This window comes from Stenotrophomonas sp. CFBP 13725, from assembly GCF_014841935.1.
GTDB lineage: Bacteria > Pseudomonadota > Gammaproteobacteria > Xanthomonadales > Xanthomonadaceae > Stenotrophomonas.
In genome coordinates, this window is record NZ_JACYUV010000006.1 from 186607 (window position 1) to 207261 (window position 20655).

Annotated in this window: 17 protein-coding genes; 6 read left to right on the forward strand and 11 right to left on the reverse strand. The window is 64.4% G+C overall.

Features of this window, described 5'->3' with window-relative positions; translation table 11 throughout:
* Nucleotides 1-145: 145 nt before the first annotated feature.
* The 6 genes from IFT65_RS12685 to IFT65_RS12710 all read right to left on the reverse strand — a co-directional run bounded on the left by IFT65_RS12685 (nt 146) and on the right by IFT65_RS12710 (nt 5849).
* Nucleotides 146-868: a hypothetical protein gene (locus tag IFT65_RS12685; protein ID WP_192081729.1), complete on the reverse strand. Its 723-nt coding sequence runs from the start codon at nt 866-868 to the stop codon at nt 146-148.
* 269 nt (nt 869-1137) lie between these two features.
* On the reverse strand, nt 1138-2364 hold the full coding sequence (locus IFT65_RS12690; protein WP_197974118.1) for a type II toxin-antitoxin system HipA family toxin: 1227 nt from the start codon (nt 2362-2364) through the stop codon (nt 1138-1140).
* Between the two features lie 6 nt (nt 2365-2370).
* Nucleotides 2371-2688 (reverse strand): helix-turn-helix transcriptional regulator, encoded by a 318-nt coding sequence (locus tag IFT65_RS12695; protein WP_192081730.1) that lies wholly within the window; start codon nt 2686-2688, stop codon nt 2371-2373.
* A 113-nt stretch (nt 2689-2801) separates the two neighbouring features.
* The gene (locus IFT65_RS12700; RefSeq protein ID WP_192081731.1) at nt 2802-3899 is read right to left on the reverse strand and encodes a hypothetical protein; all 1098 of its coding nucleotides are present in this window, start codon (nt 3897-3899) and stop codon (nt 2802-2804) included.
* 111 nt (nt 3900-4010) lie between these two features.
* On the reverse strand, nt 4011-4730 hold the full coding sequence (locus IFT65_RS12705; protein ID WP_197974125.1) for an EAL domain-containing protein: 720 nt from the start codon (nt 4728-4730) through the stop codon (nt 4011-4013).
* A 156-nt stretch (nt 4731-4886) separates the two neighbouring features.
* Nucleotides 4887-5849, reverse strand: a complete 963-nt coding sequence (locus IFT65_RS12710) for a cation diffusion facilitator family transporter (protein WP_192081733.1) — start codon at nt 5847-5849, stop codon at nt 4887-4889.
* A 143-nt stretch (nt 5850-5992) separates the two neighbouring features.
* Between IFT65_RS12710 and IFT65_RS12715 the strand changes: the two genes are divergently transcribed.
* Nucleotides 5993-6778, forward strand: coding sequence for a DUF6491 family protein (locus IFT65_RS12715; protein ID WP_342365885.1), 786 nt, complete (start codon nt 5993-5995; stop codon nt 6776-6778).
* 12 nt (nt 6779-6790) lie between these two features.
* On the opposite strand, the gene IFT65_RS12720 is transcribed toward IFT65_RS12715, so the two are convergent.
* Nucleotides 6791-7009: a hypothetical protein gene (locus IFT65_RS12720; RefSeq protein WP_192081734.1), complete on the reverse strand. Its 219-nt coding sequence runs from the start codon at nt 7007-7009 to the stop codon at nt 6791-6793.
* Between the two features lie 449 nt (nt 7010-7458).
* Here IFT65_RS12720 and IFT65_RS12725 point away from each other — a divergent pair, with 449 nt between their 5' ends.
* Both IFT65_RS12725 and IFT65_RS12730 read left to right on the forward strand, forming a co-directional pair.
* Complete coding sequence (locus tag IFT65_RS12725) at nt 7459-8085, forward strand: YiiX/YebB-like N1pC/P60 family cysteine hydrolase (RefSeq protein WP_192081735.1); 627 nt, start codon at nt 7459-7461, stop codon at nt 8083-8085.
* An 87-nt stretch (nt 8086-8172) separates the two neighbouring features.
* A complete protein-coding gene (locus tag IFT65_RS12730) occupies nt 8173-9081 on the forward strand; it encodes an alpha/beta hydrolase-fold protein (protein WP_192081736.1) in 909 nt (302 codons plus the stop codon).
* A 270-nt stretch (nt 9082-9351) separates the two neighbouring features.
* Here the strand turns inward: IFT65_RS12730 and IFT65_RS12735 are convergent, their stop codons facing one another.
* A complete protein-coding gene (locus IFT65_RS12735; protein WP_192081737.1) occupies nt 9352-9669 on the reverse strand; it encodes a hypothetical protein in 318 nt (105 codons plus the stop codon).
* 228 nt (nt 9670-9897) lie between these two features.
* Nucleotides 9898-10290 (reverse strand): barstar family protein, encoded by a 393-nt coding sequence (locus IFT65_RS12740; protein WP_192081738.1) that lies wholly within the window; start codon nt 10288-10290, stop codon nt 9898-9900.
* 260 nt (nt 10291-10550) lie between these two features.
* On the opposite strand from IFT65_RS12740, the gene IFT65_RS12745 reads away from it, so the two are divergent.
* On the forward strand, nt 10551-13262 hold the full coding sequence (locus IFT65_RS12745) for a PAS domain-containing protein (protein WP_249405162.1): 2712 nt from the start codon (nt 10551-10553) through the stop codon (nt 13260-13262).
* Nucleotides 13263-13305: 43 nt separating this feature from the next.
* Here the strand turns inward: IFT65_RS12745 and IFT65_RS12750 are convergent, their stop codons facing one another.
* Entirely contained in the window at nt 13306-15927 is a 2622-nt protein-coding gene (locus tag IFT65_RS12750) for an excinuclease ABC subunit UvrA (RefSeq protein WP_192081739.1), read from the reverse strand.
* 183 nt (nt 15928-16110) lie between these two features.
* Between IFT65_RS12750 and IFT65_RS12755 the strand changes: the two genes are divergently transcribed.
* A complete protein-coding gene (locus tag IFT65_RS12755) occupies nt 16111-16473 on the forward strand; it encodes a glycine zipper 2TM domain-containing protein (protein WP_188326569.1) in 363 nt (120 codons plus the stop codon).
* A gap of 78 nt (nt 16474-16551) precedes the next feature.
* Here the strand turns inward: IFT65_RS12755 and IFT65_RS12760 are convergent, their stop codons facing one another.
* A complete protein-coding gene (locus IFT65_RS12760; protein ID WP_192081740.1) occupies nt 16552-17607 on the reverse strand; it encodes a beta-eliminating lyase-related protein in 1056 nt (351 codons plus the stop codon).
* Between the two features lie 399 nt (nt 17608-18006).
* On the opposite strand from IFT65_RS12760, the gene IFT65_RS12765 reads away from it, so the two are divergent.
* Complete coding sequence (locus tag IFT65_RS12765; RefSeq protein ID WP_192081787.1) at nt 18007-20613, forward strand: TonB-dependent receptor; 2607 nt, start codon at nt 18007-18009, stop codon at nt 20611-20613.
* Nucleotides 20614-20655 lie beyond the last annotated feature (42 nt).

Sequence of the window (20655 nt, forward strand, 5' to 3'; positions counted from 1 at the left end):
CGGGATGGGGGAGGTTTGCCCAGGGGTTGGGAAGTCTCATTCCTCGTCTCAGGCCGGCGGGGCGCAGCCCCCGGCGCTGTTGCTGTTGCTTTCCCGCGGGATAAAAAGTTCCCGCGTGCGTCAGCACGCCCTCAACCTTAAGCCTCTAAAACCTAAAGCCTATAGGCAGCGAAATGCCTAAAAAACTTTGTAAAACAATAAATTGAGAGAAGTGTCGGTAGCAGATAACCGCCCTCTTTGACGGTGGCTGCATAGGGGGAAGGTCAGACATATGTAGCAAATCAACGCCGTAGCTTGACGGATTGCGGGCTTTTCTTAGCTTGTGGGAATGAAGAGCAAGAATATTGATCTGGTTCGCAGAGCCCCCGCGCAAGGAAAGGCACAGCCACAGGTGAGCATACCCCTGGGTATGACCCGCAGTGCGTTGTTTAGCGTGTCCTTGAATGGCAAACGGGCGTACAGGAAAAAGATTGATGTCGAAAACGGCCCGCTCGACATACGGCTGGAGTACACCGGGCCGCATCTCAACCAGGAACACTTCAAGGCCTGGCAGGCCGCTATCCATCTTGCCAAGGAGCAGGGGGGCATGGGTGGCGAACAGTTCGTGGTTCCGGTTACCCAATTGATGAGGGCAATGGGGCAGAGCTATCGCGACCATGATCAACGACTTCGGGCGTGGCGCTTGCGCCGCCACCTCAGGGATGGTGATGTCCGGCTGCGCAGCAATGGCTTCGAGAATTTTCCTCGACGTTTCCTCCGAAGCGTTCCCCGCAACATCCGACCAGTGCCTCGGCTTCCGGCAGGCGCAGGGGCTGGCTCGGTGCCAGCACCGCCTCGCGGTCGCCCCCGCGTTACGGGTCGCTGTCATCGTGGACCATGGACGGACCATGGATAGAATCTGATCAGGTGTGGATGATGAAAGCGCTGCAAACAAGTTCTTTATCGCGATATATTTACGTCTGAAATATGTTGCTTCATCAGGGGGGTGTGTTCGGGCTGCTTCTGGGTCACGCGGGAGCCATCGGGATACGGGTGCGGGCACGGGGTGGCCGCGGGTGGATCATTGTAGGGGAGGGGGGCGATGGGGGCGATGGCTTGGTCTGCATGAGACCAAGGCATAGGGCTCACCCCGGTTACTCAGCGCATCCGGCTCAGGTGCGTGCCGATTACCTTGCCAATCTGCAGGCGAGTCATCCGGCGGATCGGGTAATCCTGCGCCAGATCGGCGAAGCGCGTCGCCACATCGCAGACCAACGCGATGATGGCCTCGGCGTCCTTCTTCGGCACGTCATGGTCCTGGGCCAGTTTCAGCAGATGCGAGCGACTGATCTCCCTGCCTTCACCGTAGACGTCCATGTGATGTTCGCTGCCCGGTCCCCAGCTGAAGGTCAGGTCATAACCCGGTGCGAGCTTCCAGTCTCGATCGCGGTCAAGTCGAAAGGAAAAATTCTTGCTGTGATCGTCCTGATTGTTGAAAACCACGTTGAACACCGCTCGTCGAAATGCCCTGTCCACTTCGGCCTGGCTTCGGGTAATCGAACGGGTCAGTCTCAGGAATCCGGAGTAGTCGATCTGTGGGATGCGGAAGTTGAGATCTGCAGCGCCAGCCAAGGTGAGCATTGGAACGCGCATTCCGTCGTGCCGGTCGAAACGCCGGATTCCGAATGCTGCCAGTTTTGGCCCAAGTTCAAAGTGGCGCGTGTCCGGCATTTCGATGCCGCATTGAAGAGCGAGCTGGGCGTACAGGGCTTCCACGGCGCAGAGCTCAGGATGCTCGTTCCCCGCTTGGAATTTGACCAGCCACGGTTCTCCACCGGGCAATGGTTGGGTGCTCACGATGTCGGTTCGGGGCTCGAAATCCACCAGTACTTTCGGGCGCGCACCTTGCGGGGATCCGCCCAGCCTGGCCAAGGTGACCAGCGCCGACGCATCATTGTCGTGAACAACGTCCTGCACCTGCGCGGCTAGTTCGAGCAGGCTGAGGTCCTCGTTTCCGAGCTCGATTGTGGATTGAGGTCTGAAATTGAGGGCCCCCATGGCACGATCGCCAATGAAGGCCAAGCGATCCAACGGTGAAAGGCGGCGCGGGTCGCGGCCTCGCTTTCTGAAAAGCCGATCCATGACCAGCAGACCCCACCCATCAGGCAGAGCATCGGCAATAGCACCCGGAAGACGATACTGATAGTCGTCATATCCTTGGAAAGCCTCCGGCACCAGCGGGAGATTGGGAGAAAGAGCGAACCCCTCCTCGAGCGCCTCGCTTGAGTACTGAAACAACAAGCGCTCGCCATCGTCGGCGAGACGTCCCAGCGACCACTGCTCGCCCCAGCCCTCGTAGATCACATCCAGTAGTTGTATCGCCATCAGTTTTTACCTGCCTGCTCGCTTACGCACAGTACTCCGCGCACGGTCCAGTTCAATGAGATCGTCGATGGACTGGATGTCCATTTTGAAAAGGCTTTCAAGACCGGCTTCCAGACGTAAGGCCTGTGCGATCTTGATGATGGTGCTGAACGCGCAGTCACCTGTGCGCTCGAGATTTCGAATGGTGCCTACCGAGACGCCAACGCGCGTTGCCAGATCAGCCTGCGTCATGTTGCGACCGATGCGTGCCAGCCTGATCCGCTGTGCCATCTCGGCCTCAATCTCTTTAGGACTTGCGAGCGAAAACTTGATGGTCTTCTCCATGGGGCAAAGACTAGCATCTCAGGAGTGAAGCGTCAAAATATTGAATTTTAACTGACTAAAAAGCACGTAAAGGTCAATATTTTGTATCAATGCGTCCTTGAGCTACGCAGTCCTCAGAAATAGAACCCCACATTGAGATTGAACCGCGAGCGCCAGCGCGACGGTCCGCCGTCATTGATGCCGATGCCTTCACCCCCAGCGAACCACATGTCCTTGCCGGCTATCCAGTCAACGTAAGTGAGCATGATGCCCTTCTGCAGGCTGCAGCCGCTGACGTTCTGCGCGGAGGTGCGCTTGCCCGCCGTGCGCTGCACCGGGCGCGCCGCACTCAGGTTGTTGTAGCAGGTGATGTCATCCAGCCAGCGCTGCTCGCCGAACGAATAAGCCAGGTTCACCGACGGCACATCCGCGTGCGCGGCGATCTCGAACGGCGCCTGGAAGGCGGACAGCGCGATGCGCTCGCCGGGGACGTCGTAGCGGTAGCGCGCCCATTGCACCTGCGCCGTCCAGCCTTCGCGCTGCCACTGCGCATGCACGGCAGCACCGTGGTGGCCGTGATGGCGGCGCGTCTGTGTGTTCTGCACGGTGCCACTGAAGCCCGACGCGCCCACCACCACCTCGCCGCCCGCCCAGTCGGTGTTCCGCTCGTAGCGCAGGTGCACGCGGTCGCGTTCGCGGTAGGGCAGCCCCGGCACCTGCGCCACGTCGAAGGAATACCGATCCGTGCGGGAGCCGGTGCCGTATTCGTCGCCGGCAAACCAGCCGATGTGCCACGCGTGCGTACCCCGCTGGTGACTCACCACCACGCCGGGATCGTAGTCGTCTTCGATGCCGAGGTAATAGCCCGCACCGAACCAGAAACTCTGTGACACCGTGGGCAGCAGGCCGAAGGGCACCTGCTGGATGCCGGCGGTGACGAGCGTGGATTCCGTTGCCTGCCATCCGACCTGCGCGTGATGCACCGCGTCGAAGCCGTCGTACCAGCGATACTGTGCCGAGAACGTAAGCGGCCCGCTGCCTGCTTTGATATCCGCGCACAGCAGCTCCAATTGCAGCCTGCTGGTGGGGCCATAGTCCAGCCATCCGTAGTTGAAGCGTACCGCGCCGCCGATGTCAGCGTAGGGCGCGGTAGTGGATGACGGCGCATCCTCTGCGCGTAGTTCAGTGCTGGACCACGCGGTGGCCAACAGCAACGGGAGTGCTTTCTTCATAGCGCCGTCGGGCTCCAGGAAGCGGAAGAAGGCCAGACACCTTAACGCGTCGCCGTGAGGATATTGACCACGATGCGGGATGCGCGCGCTGCTTCGCGCACACGGGTGCCGTCACTCCGATGCCGTGGCAGGCAGGCGCAGTTGTTCCCAGAGCGCGGCATCGACCCTGCCCAGTGCCTCCAGTTGCGGCTTCCCGAACAGGTAGCCTTGGTACAACGCGATGCCCAGCGAGCGCAGGAACTGGTACTCCGCCACGGTCTCCACGCCCTCGGCCAGCACCGTCGAGCCGACCGACGTGCCGATGTCCACGACCCCCCTGACAATGGCTTGGCGCACCGGATCGGTGTCGATGCCACGGATCAGCGCCATGTCCAGTTTCAACAGATCCGGCTGGAAATCGGCGAGCAGGGTCAGCCCGGCATAACCGGCGCCGAAGTCATCGATCGCGGTCAGGAACCCGCGGGCGCGGTAGTCGCGGAAGATGCGGGTGATGTGCAGGCGGTCGCGCATCTGCTCGGCTTCGGTGGTCTCGAAAACCAGCTTTTCGGTGGGAAATCCACAGGCCTGCGCAGCGCTCAAGGTCAGGCGGATGCAGGTGGCCGGCTCATACACGGCGTTGGGAAAGAAGTTGATCGACAGCCGCTCACGCAGCCCGAGGCGCGCGGCGGTCTCGATGGCCTTTACCCGGCAGGTCTGGTCGAAACGGTACAACTGCTCCGGGCGCACCTGGGCGATGACATCCGCCGCACTGCCGCCGTCCATCGAGCGCACCAGCGCCTCGTAGCCGAAGATGGATTCGTCGCGGGCATCCACGATGGGCTGGAAGGCCATGCGGACGTCGAAATCCAGTCGGTTGTCACCCTGGCAGCCCGCGCAGGGATGCGGGCTGCCGCCCGTGCCGAAGAAACGTTCCAGGTACATCAGCAGTCTCTAGAGTGGATAGCATCATGGTGCCGCGAACGGCGGGGCGTGCCAAGCAGGCGTCCGTCATTCCGCCGGTGCGGGACCGGCCAGCATCGCGGCACGTCGTGCGCGATAGGTTTCCGGCGTCTGCGGTTTGATGAAGAGGGCCGTCAGCTCCGGGTACTCGCTTCTCACCGTGGCCTCGATGCGCGCGATGCAGGCCTCGATTTCCGGCGTGGTGCAGTCATCTTCAAACTCCGCGCTCAGCATCGCCACGACTTGATTGGGCCCCATCTGCATGGTGCTCAGGCCGTTGGCGTGGCGCAGGTCAGGATCGGCATTGGCTACGGCCATGATGCGTTCGGCCACGTGCGGGTGCGCCGGTTCGCCGACGAGCAGACCCTTGGTTTCACGGGCGAGCAGGAAGGCCGTGAGCGCCAGCACGCCGGCGATGCACAGCGACGCCACGCCATCCAGGATGGGCATGTCCAGCACCTGTGCGGCCAGCAGGCCGGCCATCGCGAAGAAGAGCCCGAGCAGGGCGGCGCTGTCTTCCAGCAGGACGGTAAACGTGGTGGGGTCCTTGCTGCGCCGGAACGCTTCGAAGTAGCCCATGCTGCCCTTGGTAGCACGGAACTCGCGCAGCGCGATCCACCACGAAGCGCCTTCGAACACCATGGAGACGCCCAGCACCACATAGCTTACGGTGTGGTTCGTGGCCGGCTCCGGATGGCGGATGTGCTGGATGCCTTCGTAGGCTGATACGCCTGCACCGGCCGCGAACACCAGCAGGGCCACGATGAAACTCCAGAAATACAGCTCGCGACCGTGGCCGAAGGGGTGGGCCGCGTCCGGCTTGCGCTCTGCGCGGCGCAGTCCGTACAGCAGGAGCACCTCGTTGATGGTGTCGACCAGCGAGTGGACACCCTCGCTGACCATGGCCGAGCTGCCCGATATACCGGCGGCGACGAACTTGGCGATGGCGATGGCGAGGTTGCCGGCGAGGGCGGCATAGATGACGAGACGGGAGCCGGAGGGCTTGGCCATGGCGGGGGAACCGGTGGGGAAGCCCATCATCGGCAACGGGCTGTGCCGACTGCGTGCACGGCGGGCCGGCGGTAACCTGGCGGCAATGTTCCGGCTACAGGGTGCATGCTAGGTTCGACCCATCCCCGTGCAAGGACAGCATCGTGATCAGGACCCTACGCCTTGTTTCCCTTGCCATGGCCGGGCTGGTTCCGGGCGTGGTTCTTGCCCAGCAGGGCCCTGCCGACCGGGTGCCGCCGGCCTCCCACTGCCTGGATGCGCGCGATATCCGTCAGGTAGAACAGGCCAGCGTGGAGTCCATCGCGGTGCGCGGCGGCAATGGGCAGGCGTATCGGCTTGATTTCAGCGGGGCGGGATGCCCGGGCATCAACGAAGCCAGCCACGTGCGGCTGGACGCACCGGCGGGCTGGGCCTGCGGCCGCCCCAGCGAGCAGGTTGTCGTGGATGGGCGGAACTGCGGCATCAGTGCGGTGACGGTGATCGACAATCGGGATTTCGCTGAGGCTGCGCGTGAAAGCAGCCGTCAGTTCGCCGCTACCCTGCCGGGCATCACGGTGACCGGCGACGGGGATGCCCAGGGCGCACGCCGCAGTGCGCGGCATACGTTCCAGGGCACGCCCGATTTCTGCTTTGCCACCCGCCACGTACGCAGCTGGAATGAAGATCCGCAGGGTGTGGTGGTTGAAACCAATCCACGCCGCAACGGCGGCGTGCGTTACTACCGTGTGGAGCTGGGCGGGTCCTGCAGCATTCTTGCCGGCGCGCAGTCGGTGGACTTTCAGTCCGGCTTCCAGAACGGTCTGATCTGCGGCAACCCGGGCGACCGCATCGTGATGACGCCGTCGGCCATCATCGGTGACCTGCGCGCCAGCACGCCCCGTTTTGCGCGGCCGGGCTGTGAGGTGCTGGCGGTATACCCGAAGGACTAGCCGGTGCACGGCTCAGGGCGCGCACCAGTCGGTAGCCGACGACGCGCGCACGAGCTGCCTGGCCGCTACGATCAGGCCCTCCTGCAGGTGCTCGCTGAGCGTGCCATCGACGTCTCCGTCGCGCTGGGCGATGTGTGCGGCATGCAGGATTTCCAGAAGGGCGGCCAACCCCTGCAGCCGGCTTTGCGCGGCTGCCGACAGCGGATCGGGGCAGAGGGAATAGGGTGGCATCGGCGGACCTCGCAGGCGGTGACGCCACCTGCGTCAAGGCGCAGGGTGGCGGGCGATGCGGGTTGGCGTACCGGGAGAAACAAGTCGAAAAACCGGCGGATTGAGAGACATCCCCACACATCACCCGCCGCAGGATCGGCAGGACGATGCATTCTCCGCCGTGCCCCGAGGGGCAGAACAGAGTCCAAGACTTGTTTCAAGCACGGGACGCCAATCCCGACTGACGTGTTGCCACGTCAGCAGGGCCATCGTGGACAGCGGAATGCGCTTTCGTCCATGAGAAAAGCTGTGATGTGGCGCCGCCACCCCTGTCGGGACGTAACCTGCGGGGTAGGGCCGCGCATCCGATCTGATACAGGGGAGTGCACGGGCCTGCGCCACCGTCGGCTGCACCCCGCCGTTTACGACATGGCATCATCACCGTCTTGCCCCAGCCCCCGTGAGTGTTCATGCCAAGCCTGCTGCTTTTCCTCGTCATGCTGGTTGCGCCCGTGCTGTCGGCCCAGGCCGCGCCGGTGCAGCCGCAGAACGGCGATCTGCTGTTCGTCACCGCCGCCCGTACCGGGCTCAGCGGGGCCATCCACGATGCCACCGGCAAACAGGGGGCGGCGAGTTACGACCACGTTGCACTGGTCGCGCACGAGGAGGAGGGCGAGGTGGTGCTGCACGCGGACGAGAAAGGTTCCCGCGCGCAGCACCTGGACAGCTTCCTCGCCGATGCGCGGGCCAAACATCGACAGGTCATCGTCTACCGTTTGAAAGGCGAAGCGCGCACGGCGATCCCGGCGGCCATCGCACGTGCGCGTACGTTGCTGGGCAAGCCGTACAACTTCACCTATGTGCAGGACGAAGGCAGTTACTACTGTTCTGATTTCATCGAGCGCGCGTTTCGTGCACAGCACGTGTTCGCTACCCAGCCGATGAACTTCAAGAACCTGCAGACGGGCGAGATATCGTCGTACTGGGTGGATTTCTACAAGAGCAAAGGTATGGAGGTTCCACAGGGTGCACCGGGAACCAATCCGAATGACATGTCCGCATCGCCGGTGCTGGACCGCATCGGCAGCGCGCTGTAAGGCTGCACGCGCAGGCGTCGGCGCTCTTTCGCCTGCCGAAAGGGAATCGTCCCTGCTTTTGGATTCAGACGCATCGGAGATAGCGGGATGAACATGGTGTTGACTGCCGTGCTGGCGGTTTTTCTTGTGGGATGCGGATCGGCATCGGCATCCGTGCCGGTCGCGCAGCGGGGCCAGGGGCAGCCGTATGAGATCGTTGGCAGCGAGGTGTGGGACGTGCCCGATCCGGTGTCGGGCCGCGGGTACCAGGTGTTCGTCAACCTGCCGGCGTCGTATGCGAAGGACCCTGCACGCCGTTACCCCGTGCTGTATGTCACCGACGCCGACTATGCCTTCCCGGTCCTGCGCCAGGTGGGCAGGCGGCTGGGCAGTTCGGTGCAGGAATTCATTCTGGTGGGCGTGTCCTACGCGGTAGGCGAAGAGGGCACGACCAGCCGGCGGCGCGACTACACGCCCACGGCGCTGGGCGCGGCCGATGCGCCGGATGGCGCGGTGCATGGCGGTGGTGCCGCACACGCCGCCTATCTGCGGGACCAGGTGCTGCCCTTCGTCGCGCAGCGTTTCCGAACGGATGAAACGCGTCGGCTGTTCCTGGGGCACTCCTACGGGGCACTGCTGGGTACGCAGATCCTGTTCAGTGATCCCGCGCTTTTCTCCGGCTACGTGCTCGGCAGCCCCTCTTACTGGTACGACGACCACGTCATGGACCGCATGGAGCGGGAGTCTGCCCAGACGCTGCGTGACATGCCGGCCACTGTGTATTTCTACATCGGCGAGTATGAGGCCAAGAAGGTCGGTAACCCGCGCTACCTGCAGGACGATGACATGGTGGAGGATGCCCGCCGGATGGAGCGCACGTTGCGCGCGCGCAAGTATCCGTCACTGAAGCTGAGGCTGGATGTGTTGAACGATGAAGACCACCTGACGGTCGCCCCGCGCGGGTTCACGTTGGGCTTGAAGCATCTGCTGCCCGGACCGAGCAAAACCGACCCGTAACGCATGCAGGCCGGTAGAACCGCGTGGTAGAGCCGCGTGGTAGAGCCGACTTCAGTCGGCTGCTTTGGACCAAGGCGGAGGTAGAGCCGACTTCAGTCGGCTGGTTTGGACCAAGGCCGAGGTAGAGGCGAATTTAGTCCGCTNACCGTCCCATCGCCCCCACACCGTCCCATCGCCCCGACACAGTCCCATCGCCCGACCCAGTCCCATCGTCCCCACACCGTCCCATCGCCCCGCGCAGTCCCATCGCCCCGCGCAGTCCCATTCCCGCTACGGGGTCGCGTCCGATTCGGGCGGCATGAAGAACTCCACTTTGCCGCAGCCCGTGCAGAGAAACGATTCGAAGCGCTTTCGGTTGACCAGCAGCTCACCGATGTTACCCAGCAGGAGAGGCCACATGCGCGTGCCTTCATGCAGTTGCAGGGTGCCGGCGAACTGCATGGGCGATGCGCAGCGCAGGCAGCGCTCGGGCGCGTAAGCACCGGGATGCGCAGCCAGCGGTGCGGTGGAATCGAATCCGCAGGTGCCGCAGACGTCGGATTCCTGCGGAACGGCGGCGCCACAGTGGTTGCAGGACCAGCAGATCATCGTGTGTTGTTTCCTCTGACGGTGCAGGACCGAGTGTAACCGGCGGAGGGTAGAGCCGACTTCAGTCGGCTTCGCCGATATGCAGCCGACTGAAGTCGCCTCTACCAGGGGCGTGTTTGAGCAGCCGACTGAAGTCGGCTCTACCAGGGGCGTGTTTGAGCAGCCGACTGAAGTCGGCTCTACCAGGGATGTGGTTGGGTGTGGATGGGCAGCCGACTGAAGTCGGCTCTACCGGCTGGGTTGCAGGTGGATGTTCGGGTGGGCGGCGAATATTTCCAGCACGATGTCGAAATAAGTCTGACCGGTGCCGTCTTCCAGCGCCTGCAGTTGCTGGTTTATGCGGGTGGTCGCAAAACCGGGTTGCGCGAGTTTCTGCTGCAGCCATTCGCGGGTGGCTTCAAGGCCGAGAGACGCCCTGCTGATGTCCATGTCCCGCCACACCACCGTGGCGTGCTCCATGCCCAGCAGCTTCCCGTAGCCGCCGTACAGCAGGTCGTCCAGCGCATCGAGGCTGGCGCCCAACGTCCAGTCTTCGTCTTCCATGAACACCCGGTTGAGCTCGGCATACAGTGCCGGTACGTCGGTGATGCGGGATCCTTCGATGATGAAGCGGTCGGTCATCTGGCTCTCCTGGGCGGGGTGGACGTTGACATGTTCTTCGCGCGGCTGGAATAAATTGCCACCATTAAGGCTGTGGCGTACGCAGGTTGTCCATCTCGTTTTCCTCCAGCGTCACCCCCCGCACGTTCCCTTTCCACGATGGCCCGGCGGCGGCGCAGATCCGTGCGCGGGACTGGGCCGACACGGCCATCGGGCCGCCGCCGCAGTGGCCGGCTGCGCTCCGCCAGGCCACCAGCCTGATGCTGTCTTCCCCGGAAAGCATGTACATCGCCTGGGGTGAGGATCTGACGTTCCTGTTCAATGATGCGTACAGCCCTATCCTGGGTCCGCGCCTTGCCGGGGCCATGGGAAAGCCGCTGCGCGCAGTGTGGGCCGATGCATGGGACGCGGTGCGCGTGCCGATCGAACAGGCGTTGGCGGGCGAGGGCTCACGCTTCGACAGCGTGCCGGTGCAGATGAACCGCCAGGGCGAACCGGAAGATACCTGGTGGACTTTCTCGTTTTCGCCCATCCATGACGACGAAGGATGCATAGAGGGCGTGTTCTGCGTGACGCGCGAGGTCACGCAGATCGTGGTCGCGCAGCAACGGCTGGCGCACGAGAACGAGCGCCTGATCGCGCTGTTCGAGAAGTCGCCGATGTTCATGGTCTTCCTCAACGGGCCCGAGCACCGGATCGAACTGGCCAACCCGCGCTATACCGAGCTGGTCGGCCATCGCGATCTGATCGGGCAGCGGTTGGTCGACGCAGTGCCGGAAGCCATCGACCAAGGCTACCTGCCGTTGCTGGACGAGGTTTACCGTACCGGCGAAACCTACATCGGCACCGAAGTCTCTTACGCTCCCCTCTCGGTAGACGGCAGACTGGGCGACAAACGCCTGCTCGATATCGTGTTCCAGCCGGTCAAGGATGCGCAGGGCGCCCCGCTTGGCATATTCGTGCAGGGGCTGGACGTAACGTCGCAGGTCGACCTGCAGCGGAGTCTGAGGTCCAGCGAATCCCTCCACCGGCAGATCATGGACAGCGCGATGGACTACGCCATCTTCGCGATGGATCTGCAGGGGCGCATCACGTTGTGGAACGAGGGTGCGCGGCGTACGTTGGGCTGGACAGAAGAAGAGATGCTGGGGCAGACCCCGGAGCGGCTGTACAACGAGGTGGATCGCCGCGCCAAGCGTTTCCAGCACGGCATGCGCGTCGCGCTGGCCGAGGGGGGACTGACCGGCGAGCGACCGTTCCTGCGCAGGTCGGGCGAAACGTTCTCGGCGCAGGGCGCGATGACCGTGCTGCGGGACGAGGACGGTACGGCGCATGGGTTTGTCATCGTGCTGCGTGATCGCAGTGCCGAGCGCGCCGCCATCGATGCGTTGGCCGACAGCGAGCGGCGACTGGGTGCATTGGTCGGCGCATCATCCCAGGTGTTGTATGCGCTGTCGGCCGACTGGACGGAACGTCGGCAGATACTGCGCCAAGGCGAAACGGTGCGCTTGCTGCCGCCGGACTGGAACTGGCGAGAGGCGTTCGTCCATCCCGATGACCATGCACTGCTGGCGGCCGAAATCGCGAAGGCGAGTTCAGAGAAGAAGCCGTTGGAGATCCACCACCGTACGCCGCTGAACAAGGGCAGCCATCGCTGGGTGCTGATGCGCGTGGTGCCGATGCTGGATGCCGATGGCAACGTCAGCGAATGGTTCGGTACGGCAACCGACGTCACCGAGAAACGCGAGGCGGAGGAGCGCCTGCAGCAGTTGACCATTACCTTGGAAGAGCGCGTGCGCGACCGCAGCGCCGAATTGCTGATGACCGAGGAGAAACTGCGCCAGAGCCAGAAGATGGAGGCGGTGGGCCAGCTGACCGGTGGCATCGCCCATGACTTCAACAACCTGCTCACTGCGGTCTCGATGGGGCTCGAGCTGTTGGAGATGCGTGTCGCCCAGGGCCGCTTCGATGACCTTGGCCGTTATGTCGAGATGGCGCGCTCCGGTGCAGACCGCGCCGCAGCGCTTACCCAGCGCCTGCTGGCGTTCTCCCGTCGGCAGACCCTGGCCCCGACGGCGGTGGTGATGGAGACGATGGTGCAGGGCATGCTGGAGATCATTTCGCGCTCGTTGGGGCCTTCCATCGCCATCCGCACCCGTTTCCACGATGGCGGCGCCGCGGTGCAGGTGGACGGACCGCAGCTGGAGAATGCGCTGTTGAACCTGTGCATCAATGCGCGGGATGCCATGCCCGGCGGAGGCACGCTGGCCATCACCAGCGAGGCCATGGATCTGGCAGCGGTGGAGGCTGCCGCGCTGGAGGTGCCGCCCGGCCCGTACGTGCGCCTGTCGGTGCAGGACAGCGGCACCGGCATGGAGCCGGAGGTGGTCGAGAAAGTGTTCGAGCCGTTCTTCACCACCAAGCCGATCGGGCAGGGCACGGGCCTGGGGTTGTCGATGATCTATGGGTTCACCCGCCAGTCCGGTGGCCAGGTGCGGGTGGATTCCCGGCCGGGCGAGGGCACCACGATGCATCTCTACCTGCCGCAGTTGGTGGGTGATGTGCAGCCGGCAGGCATCGCACCGGTGGAGACGGGAGAGCGCGCCCTGCAGGGTCGTCCCTTGCGCACCGTGTTGCTGGTGGAAGATGAGACCGCAGTGCGGGTACTGGTCAGCGAGGTGCTGGTGTCGGCGGGCTACCGGGTGCTGGAAGCATCGGAGGGCCCTCCGGCTGTGGACATGCTGCGCTCGGTGGAGGCGATTGATCTGCTGGTGACGGATGTGGGTTTGACCGGCCCGTTGAACGGGCGTCAGGTGGCCGATGCCGGACGGCAGTGCCGCCCGGGCCTGCCGGTGCTGTTCATCACCGGCTACGTGGCCACCGCGGCAGTGGGGGCGGGGCACCTGGAAGACGGGATGGAGGTGCTCGCCAAACCGTTCGCCGCCGCAGAATTGATGCGACGCGCGAATGCGTTGGTGGAGCGGGGTCGGTAGGCCCTGGGGTGTTGGTCGGTCCTCCGCCGAGCGCGGCTCGGGCCTACGGAGTGCGGTCGAGTGTGGCCTTCAGGAACGGGGCGGTGATGCTGTCCTTGGCCTTTGCCACGTGCCGCGGTGTGCCTTCGCTGACGATCTTTCCGCCGCGTTCACCGGCGCCCGGCCCCATGTCGATCACCCAATCCGCATCGGCCACCACGCGCATGTCATGTTCAACGGTGACCACGGTGTTGCCCGCATCGACCAACCCGTGCAGCTGCACCATCAGCTTGTCCACGTCGGACGGATGCAGCCCCGTGGTCGGTTCGTCCAGCACGTACAGCGTGTTGCCGCGCTGCGCGCGCTGCAGTTCCGTCGCCAGTTTGATCCGTTGCGCCTCGCCGCCGGACAGCTCGGTGGCCGGCTGACCCAGCCGGAGGTAGCCCAGCCCGATCGCCTGCAGCAGCGCCAGCGGTTTGTGCACGGCGGGCTGCTGATCGAAGAAAACCAGGGCGTCGTCGACGGTCATGTCCAGCACCTCGGCGATGGTGCGGCCTTCCCAGGTGACTTCGAGCGTCTTGGCGTTGTAGCGCGCACCGTGACACGTGGGGCAGGGCGCGTAGACGCTGGGCATGAACAACAGCTCGACGCTGGTGAAGCCTTCGCCTTCGCAGGTGTCACAGCGGCCCTTTGCCACGTTGAACGAAAAGCGCCCGGCGTCGTAACGGCGCGCGCGTGCCTGCCGGGTGGCGGCGAACAGCTTGCGCACGTGGTCGAACAGCCCGGTATAGGTGGCCAGGTTGGAGCGTGGTGTACGTCCGATCGGCTTCTGGTCAACGTTCACCAGCCGCCGGATGCCTTCGCCGCCGCTGGCAATACGCCCGGCGGACTGAACCAGCAGGTTCGGGCGCGGATCATCCCCCTCGCTTTCTTCGACCTGCGGCTCATGACCCAGCTGCAGCCCGACCAGTTCCACCAGCGCCTGGCTTACCAGGCTGGATTTGCCGGAGCCGGAGACGCCGGTGACGGCGGTCAGCACGCCCAGGGGGATGCGGGCGGACAGCCCCTGCAGGTTGTTGCGCTGCAGCCCCTCCAGCTGCAGCCAGGCCTCTACGGTGCGTGGGGTGCGCGGCGCAGGCGGCTGCTGGTTGAAGAGATAGCGCGCGGTGCGCGACTGTTCGACCGCCGCCAATCCGGCCGGCGGGCCGCTGTGCAGTATCCGACCGCCGTGCTGGCCCGCATCCGGGCCCACGTCCACCAGCCAGTCGGCCCGCCGCATCATCTCCAGATCGTGCTCGACGACGAACACCGTGTTGCCCGATTGCTTGAGCGCATCCAGCGATGCGTGCAGCGCGGCGCTGTCCGCCGGATGCAGCCCGGCCGTCGGTTCGTCCAGCACGTAGACCACGCCGAACAGGTTGGAGCGGATCTGCGTCGCCAGGCGCAGGCGCTGCAGTTCGCCGGGTGACAGCGTGGGCGTGGCCCGATCCATCGACAGGTAGCCCAGGCCGAGCCCCTGCAGCGTGGCGATGCGCTGCAGCAGGTCGTACGTGATGCGCTGTGCGGCGATACGCTTGTCTTCGCTGAGCTCCGGCGTGCGGCGTACATCGGACCCACCGGCGTGCGCTGAGCCGCCCGCGGCAACGCGTCGCGCTGTGGCCTTGCCAGAGGCCTTGCGGCTCAGCGTGGCCTTTCCGGCTTCACGGGTCGACTCGAAACGGCCTTCTGAAGCAGGCCGCAGCACCTCGGCCATGCGATCCAGCGAAAGCTGCGACAGCGATCCGATATCCCGTCCAGCGAAGGTGACCGACAGCGCTTCGCGCTTGAGGCGACGGCCATCGCAGAGAGGACAGACGCTGCCCACCATGTAGCGAGAGACGCGTTTTTTCATCAACGCGCTCTGCGTGCTGGCAAAGGTATGCAGCACATAGCGGCGGGCCCCGCTGAAGGTGCCCATGTAGGCCGGTTCGGTCTTGCGACGCAATGCGGTGCGCGTCTCCGCCGGCGTGAAGCCGGGATAGACCGGCACCACGGGCTGCTCTTCGGTGAACAGTATCCAGTCCCTCTGTTTCTTCGGCAGGTCGCGCCAGGGAACATCGACGTCGTAGCCCAACGTGACCAGGATGTCGCGCAGGTTCTGGCCATGCCAGGCAGGCGGCCATGCGGCGATGGCGCGCTCGCGGATGCTCAAGGAAGGATCCGGCACCATGGAGGCCTCGGTTACGGCGTAGACGTGGCCGAGTCCGTGGCACTCCGGGCACGCGCCCTGCGCGGTGTTCGGCGAGAAATCCTCGGCATACAGCATCGGCTGCGACGCGGGATAGCTGCCTGCGCGCGAGTACAGCATGCGCAGCAGGCTCGACAGGGTGGTCACGCTGCCTACCGATGACCTTACGCTGGCCGTGCCGCGTTGCTGCTGCAGTGCTACCGCAGGCGGCAAGCCTTCGATGGAGTCGACGTCCGGCACGCCGACCTGATCAATGAGTCGACGCGCATAGGGAGCGACCGACTCGAAGTAGCGACGTTGGGCTTCCGCGTACAAGGTGCCGAACGCCAACGAGGATTTGCCCGAGCCGGATACACCGGAGAACACCACCAACGCATCGCGCGGAATATCGACATCCACGTCCTTGAGGTTGTGTTCGCGGGCGCCGCGCACGCGGACGAAGTCGTCGTGTTTTTTCATGTTTCCAGTCTGCCACGTTGTTCGGCAGATCCTGAAGCGGGGACACGCTGCCGTGACGCCCAGCTTGGACGCGAGCTGAATGGGGATGTCGTCGTGCACGCGGCCTGCACGCGAATTCACGCGGGTTTGCACCGGCGGGGCGAAGACTGGCAGCACGTTACCGAACCGTGTCAGGAGTCCACCATGAAGATGTCCATCCCCTTGTTGTGCGCTGGCGCCCTGATGGCCGTTTCCACGGCGGTCTCGGCGCAGAATTACGGTCCTCGCGATGAAGGACGCCGCTTCGACGACGGCAGCCGTGTGGTCTGCCGCAATGTCGAAGTGCAGCGCAACAGCAAGGATTCCAATCGCATCGCCGGCACCGCGACCGGTGCCGTAGTGGGCGGCCTGCTGGGCAATCAGGTAGGCGGCGGCAACGGCAAGAAGCTGGCCACCGTGGCTGGCGCGGTTGCGGGCGGCGCGGCCGGGCGCAACATCCAGGGTCGTCAGCAGCAGAAGAACGGCGACCGCGTGGTGGAGCGCCGCTGCGAGCGCGAATACAGGTAACCCCTGCAGCGCGCTCTGTCTTGAGTCTAACAAGCGGCAGCCCTCTGGGCTGCCGTTTTTTATGCGCGCCGCCGTGCCTTATCCGGCCAGAGCGGCCGCGAACGCGTCCAGTTCCTCGCTGCTCGTGGACCACGCAGTGACGAAGCGCACGGGCAGCTCGTCTTCGCCCAGCACGAAGCCGGTCGGCAGGCTGTCCGGATACCAGTCGTAGCACAGCACGCCGGCGGCATGCAGGTGGGCGAGCAGGATCTTCGGCATCACCACGAAGACCTCGTTGACCTGCACTGGCCACGCCATGCGTACTGCAGGGTGCGACTGCAGGAGGGTGGCAAGCGCGGCGGCGCGATCGTTCGCCGCCTGGGCCAGTTCCAGCCAGTGGCCGTCCTGCAGCCACGCGCTGAACTGCGCGCCGAACAGCCGTCCCTTGGACACAAGCTGACCCGCGCGCTTGCGGCGGAGATCGAAGTCGCGGGCCAGTGATCTGTTGAAGAACACCACCGCTTCGGCTGCCAGCGCGCCATCCTTCGAGGCCCCGAACGACAGCACATCGATGCCGGCCTTCACCGAAAGTTCCGCCGGGGTACAGCCGAGATGGGCCACTGCATTGGCAAAGCGGGCGCCATCCATGTGCACTTGCAGACCGTGCTCATGGGCGAGGGAGGTCAGTGCCTGCAGTTCGCTGGGCGTATAGACCAGGCCGTTCTCGGTTGCCTGGGTCAGCGTCAGCGCAGATGGCCTGACGCTGTGCGGCGGCGCATCCCGCAGGCGCTGCATCGTGTCGCGCAGGGCCACAGGAGTGATCTTGCCAGAGTCGGTTGCGATGGGAATAAGCCGTGCGCCGCCGGTGAAAAATTCCGGCGCCGTGGATTCGTCGCTGATCAGGTGCGCCTGCGCGTGGCACAGGATCGAATTCCAAGGCTGCGCCAGTGCTGAGAGCGACAGGCAGTTGGCGGCGGTCCCGGTCGCGACGAAGAAGACCTGCACATCGTGCTCGAACAGTTCGGCGATTTTCTGCTCTGCTTGTCGGGTGTACGTGTCGGTACCGTAAGGTGCGGCGGTGCCGCTGCACGCACGTACCAGCGCGTCAAGGATCCGCGGGGAAACACCGGATTGATTGTCGCTGCCGAAATTCATGGAGAGACCTTGGTTGATGACAGGGGCAGAGCGTAGCGCGTCGGCACGCGATGGTCGCGTCCCCTGCGCGACAGAGGGGAGCGAGCAGCGATCCACATCGGCACGCACAACAACTGCCTCACCGTCAGCGAACGGAAAATTAAGTTTCCGGTTGCTCTAATGCCGCCACCGATTCTGTCGTGATCGGCTCACAACCAGTATCCATATCGCCGCAGCGTCGTTGCGTGCGCCCCCTCTGATCGACCTGTGCGCCCGACGCTGCGGGCAGGGCAGGTGCGCGCCTTCGCTACGCGGCACGCATTGAAAGGCCTTGCCCGCATGACGTCATCCTCGCCCTTGCCCGTCGCGCCCCGATTCCGTCCGACGCACCGCCTGCTGCGCCGTACGCTGCTGCCTTCGATGATCTTCGGCATCGTGAGCGTGGCCCAAGCCCAAGCCCAAGCTCAGACACCGGCCTCCACCGAGGGGCAGACGCCTGCCGCCGCGGGTGCGCAGGATCTGGATGCCGTGCAGGTCCGGGGCGTGCGTGGCAGTGCGACCGGCGCGGTCGACGCCAAGCAGTCGAAGGCGGAAATCAGCGACTCGGTGGTGGCCGAAGATATCGGCAAATTGCCGGACAACAGCGTCGCCGCAGCGTTGCAGCGGGTGACCGGCGTCCAGGTCGCGCGAGGTGGCGCGGAGGTCGGTACCGTGTTGGTGCGCGGCCTGCCCGATGTGGTGACCACGTTTGATGGTCGCAATGTGTTCACCGCCAGCGGCCGGGGCATCGCGCTGCAGGATATTCCGGCCGACCTGCTGCAGAGTGTGGATGTCTACAAGACCGGCAGCGCGAAGTTCATCGAAGGCGGCATCGGTGGCACCATCGACGTGCACCTGCGCAAGCCCTTTGATCTGGACAAGGACACGACACTGGCGGGCAGCATCAGTGCCGTGCAAGGGGATCAGGCCGATGAGACAAAGCCGAACGGCAGCCTGACGGCCGCGCACAACTGGGACAGTGGCCATGGGCGAATGGGCGTGCTGGGCAGTGTGTCGCTGCAGCAACGCCCTTATCAGGAAAGCAACAGTTTCCACGGCACGTATGACCGCGTCGCGAATCCGGCTGACCCTGCGCAGCAGATCTTCGTGCCCTACAACGCAGGCGGGCTGGTCGCGCGCAACACGCACAAGCGCCGCTCGGCGAACTTCACCTTCCAGTGGGCACCGACCGACAACAGCGAGGTTTACTTCGACACGTTCTACGTGAACTACGAAGGCCGCAACAACGTCAACTACTGGATGCCGTTCCCGGGCTTGGTCAACGCCGGCAATGTGCAGTCGGTCAGCCTGCGACCCGGGACCGACGTCATGGACGGCTTCGTCGCCCGTGATCTCTACACACTGTCCAGCACGCAGGCGCACAAACAGACATCGGATACGTTCCAGGCCGCACTGGGTGGAAAGTGGAACAACGAGAACGTCACCCTGTCGACCGAGCTGGCCTACACGTGGAGCACCAACAAGCACCGTGCCATGACCTTGGACATGGGCATGGACGCGCCGTTGATGCACATGCGGGATGCGGGCGGTGTGCCCGATACCTGGGCGACCCAGACCGACGGGTCTCCCTACGATGTCACCAACCCGGCCAACTGGTACTTGAGCCAGTACTACGACAGCTGGGATGAGCAGAAAGGCGAAGAATGGGCGTGGCGTGGCGACAGCACGTTCGCGTTCGAGGCCGGGCCGTTCAGTTCGCTGGATGCCGGCGTGCGGGTCAGCCGCCGTACGGCGTCGAACCATGGCGGCGGGCCGGGTGCGATGGACAACGTGACCGGCCGCCGCGTGTACGCCAACGAGGTGCCTGGGCTGGCCGATGTATCGCCGGGCGGCATGCTGGACGGTGCACGCGCGTTCTCCACGGACCGTTGGGCAGTCGCCAACGCGGCCTATCTGCTGCAGCAGACCGAGCAGGTGCGGCAGGTGATGGGGCAGTCACCGGAAGCGCCGGCGGAGCTGGCGTCGCTGTTCTTTGACACCCGCGAAGACAATTACGCTGCATATGTGCAGCTCAACTGGGGCACCACGCTGGGCAGCATTCCGGTGGACGGCCGCATCGGCGTGCGCGCAACGCGCCTGGAATCCCAGCTCGCCGGCACGCGGACGGTGGATGGGGTGGACCGTGCCAGCCAGATCGACACCACCCAGACAAAGTACCTGCCCAACGCCAGCGCGAACTTTTCGCTGCGTGAGGACCTGATCCTGCGCCTTTCGGGTAGTGAAACGATTGCTCGGCCGAACTTTGCCGACCTCAATCCGCAGCTCAGCCTGTTCGAATCCACCGACAGCCTGCCGGCGCGTGGCAGCGGCGGCAATCCGGATCTGCAGGCGGTGGAATCGAAGAACCTGGACGCGTCGCTGGAGTGGTATTTCAAACCGGGCTCGTTGCTGTCGGTGGCAGGCTTCCACCGCAAACTGGATGGCTATGTGCAGAGCTATGCGGACGACGAGACCATCGGCGGAACGACCTACTCCATCACCCGGCCGCGCAACACCGGCGAGGGCACGCTGAAAGGGTTCGAGGTGGGCTACAGCCAGTTCTATGACTTCCTGCCGGGTTGGCTGTCCGGCTTCGGCACGCAGCTGAACTACACGCGCATCAGCGCTGAAGCCGAATCGCCGACGGGACAGGTCCAGCCGCTGACCAACGTGTCCAAGCACGCGTTCAATGCGGTACTGATGTATCAGTACGACCGCTTCTCCGCGCGCCTGGCGTGGAACCGGCGCACCGACTATGCGACCAGTTTCAACAGCTCCGGTGACCAGCCCAGCGAGATCCGCCAGGGTGACGAGGATTGGCTGGACGTGGCGTTGAACTACGACATCAATGACCACATCACCGTGTTCGCCGAAGCAACCAACCTATTGGGTGGCTCGACCCGCAACTACTTCGGCAGTCCACAGTTTCCGCGCGATTTCGCATCGCCGGAGCGGACCTATACCGTGGGTGCGCGCTTCAGGCTCTGATGCGCGCGACGCGTTGCGGATCAGGACCGATCCGATAGTGCT

Excerpts from the sequence above, each read along its gene's own strand:
- IFT65_RS12685 (WP_192081729.1), bottom strand. The coding sequence starts at position 868 with ATGACAGCGACCCGTAACGCGGGGGCGACCGCGAGGCGGTGCTGGCAC.
- IFT65_RS12690 (WP_197974118.1), bottom strand. The coding sequence starts at position 2,364 with ATGGCGATACAACTACTGGATGTGATCTACGAGGGCTGGGGCGAGCAG.
- IFT65_RS12695 (WP_192081730.1), bottom strand. The coding sequence starts at position 2,688 with ATGGAGAAGACCATCAAGTTTTCGCTCGCAAGTCCTAAAGAGATTGAG.
- IFT65_RS12700 (WP_192081731.1), bottom strand. The coding sequence starts at position 3,899 with ATGAAGAAAGCACTCCCGTTGCTGTTGGCCACCGCGTGGTCCAGCACT.
- IFT65_RS12705 (WP_197974125.1), bottom strand. The coding sequence starts at position 4,730 with ATGGCCTTCCAGCCCATCGTGGATGCCCGCGACGAATCCATCTTCGGC.
- IFT65_RS12710 (WP_192081733.1), bottom strand. The coding sequence starts at position 5,849 with ATGGCCAAGCCCTCCGGCTCCCGTCTCGTCATCTATGCCGCCCTCGCC.
- IFT65_RS12720 (WP_192081734.1), bottom strand. The coding sequence starts at position 7,009 with ATGCCACCCTATTCCCTCTGCCCCGATCCGCTGTCGGCAGCCGCGCAA.
- IFT65_RS12725 (WP_192081735.1), top strand. The coding sequence starts at position 7,459 with ATGCCAAGCCTGCTGCTTTTCCTCGTCATGCTGGTTGCGCCCGTGCTG.
- IFT65_RS12730 (WP_192081736.1), top strand. The coding sequence starts at position 8,173 with ATGAACATGGTGTTGACTGCCGTGCTGGCGGTTTTTCTTGTGGGATGC.
- IFT65_RS12735 (WP_192081737.1), bottom strand. The coding sequence starts at position 9,669 with ATGATCTGCTGGTCCTGCAACCACTGTGGCGCCGCCGTTCCGCAGGAA.
- IFT65_RS12740 (WP_192081738.1), bottom strand. The coding sequence starts at position 10,290 with ATGACCGACCGCTTCATCATCGAAGGATCCCGCATCACCGACGTACCG.
- IFT65_RS12745 (WP_249405162.1), top strand. The coding sequence starts at position 10,551 with ATGTACATCGCCTGGGGTGAGGATCTGACGTTCCTGTTCAATGATGCG.
- IFT65_RS12750 (WP_192081739.1), bottom strand. The coding sequence starts at position 15,927 with ATGAAAAAACACGACGACTTCGTCCGCGTGCGCGGCGCCCGCGAACAC.
- IFT65_RS12755 (WP_188326569.1), top strand. The coding sequence starts at position 16,111 with ATGAAGATGTCCATCCCCTTGTTGTGCGCTGGCGCCCTGATGGCCGTT.
- IFT65_RS12760 (WP_192081740.1), bottom strand. The coding sequence starts at position 17,607 with ATGAATTTCGGCAGCGACAATCAATCCGGTGTTTCCCCGCGGATCCTT.
- IFT65_RS12765 (WP_192081787.1), top strand. The coding sequence starts at position 18,007 with ATGATCTTCGGCATCGTGAGCGTGGCCCAAGCCCAAGCCCAAGCTCAG.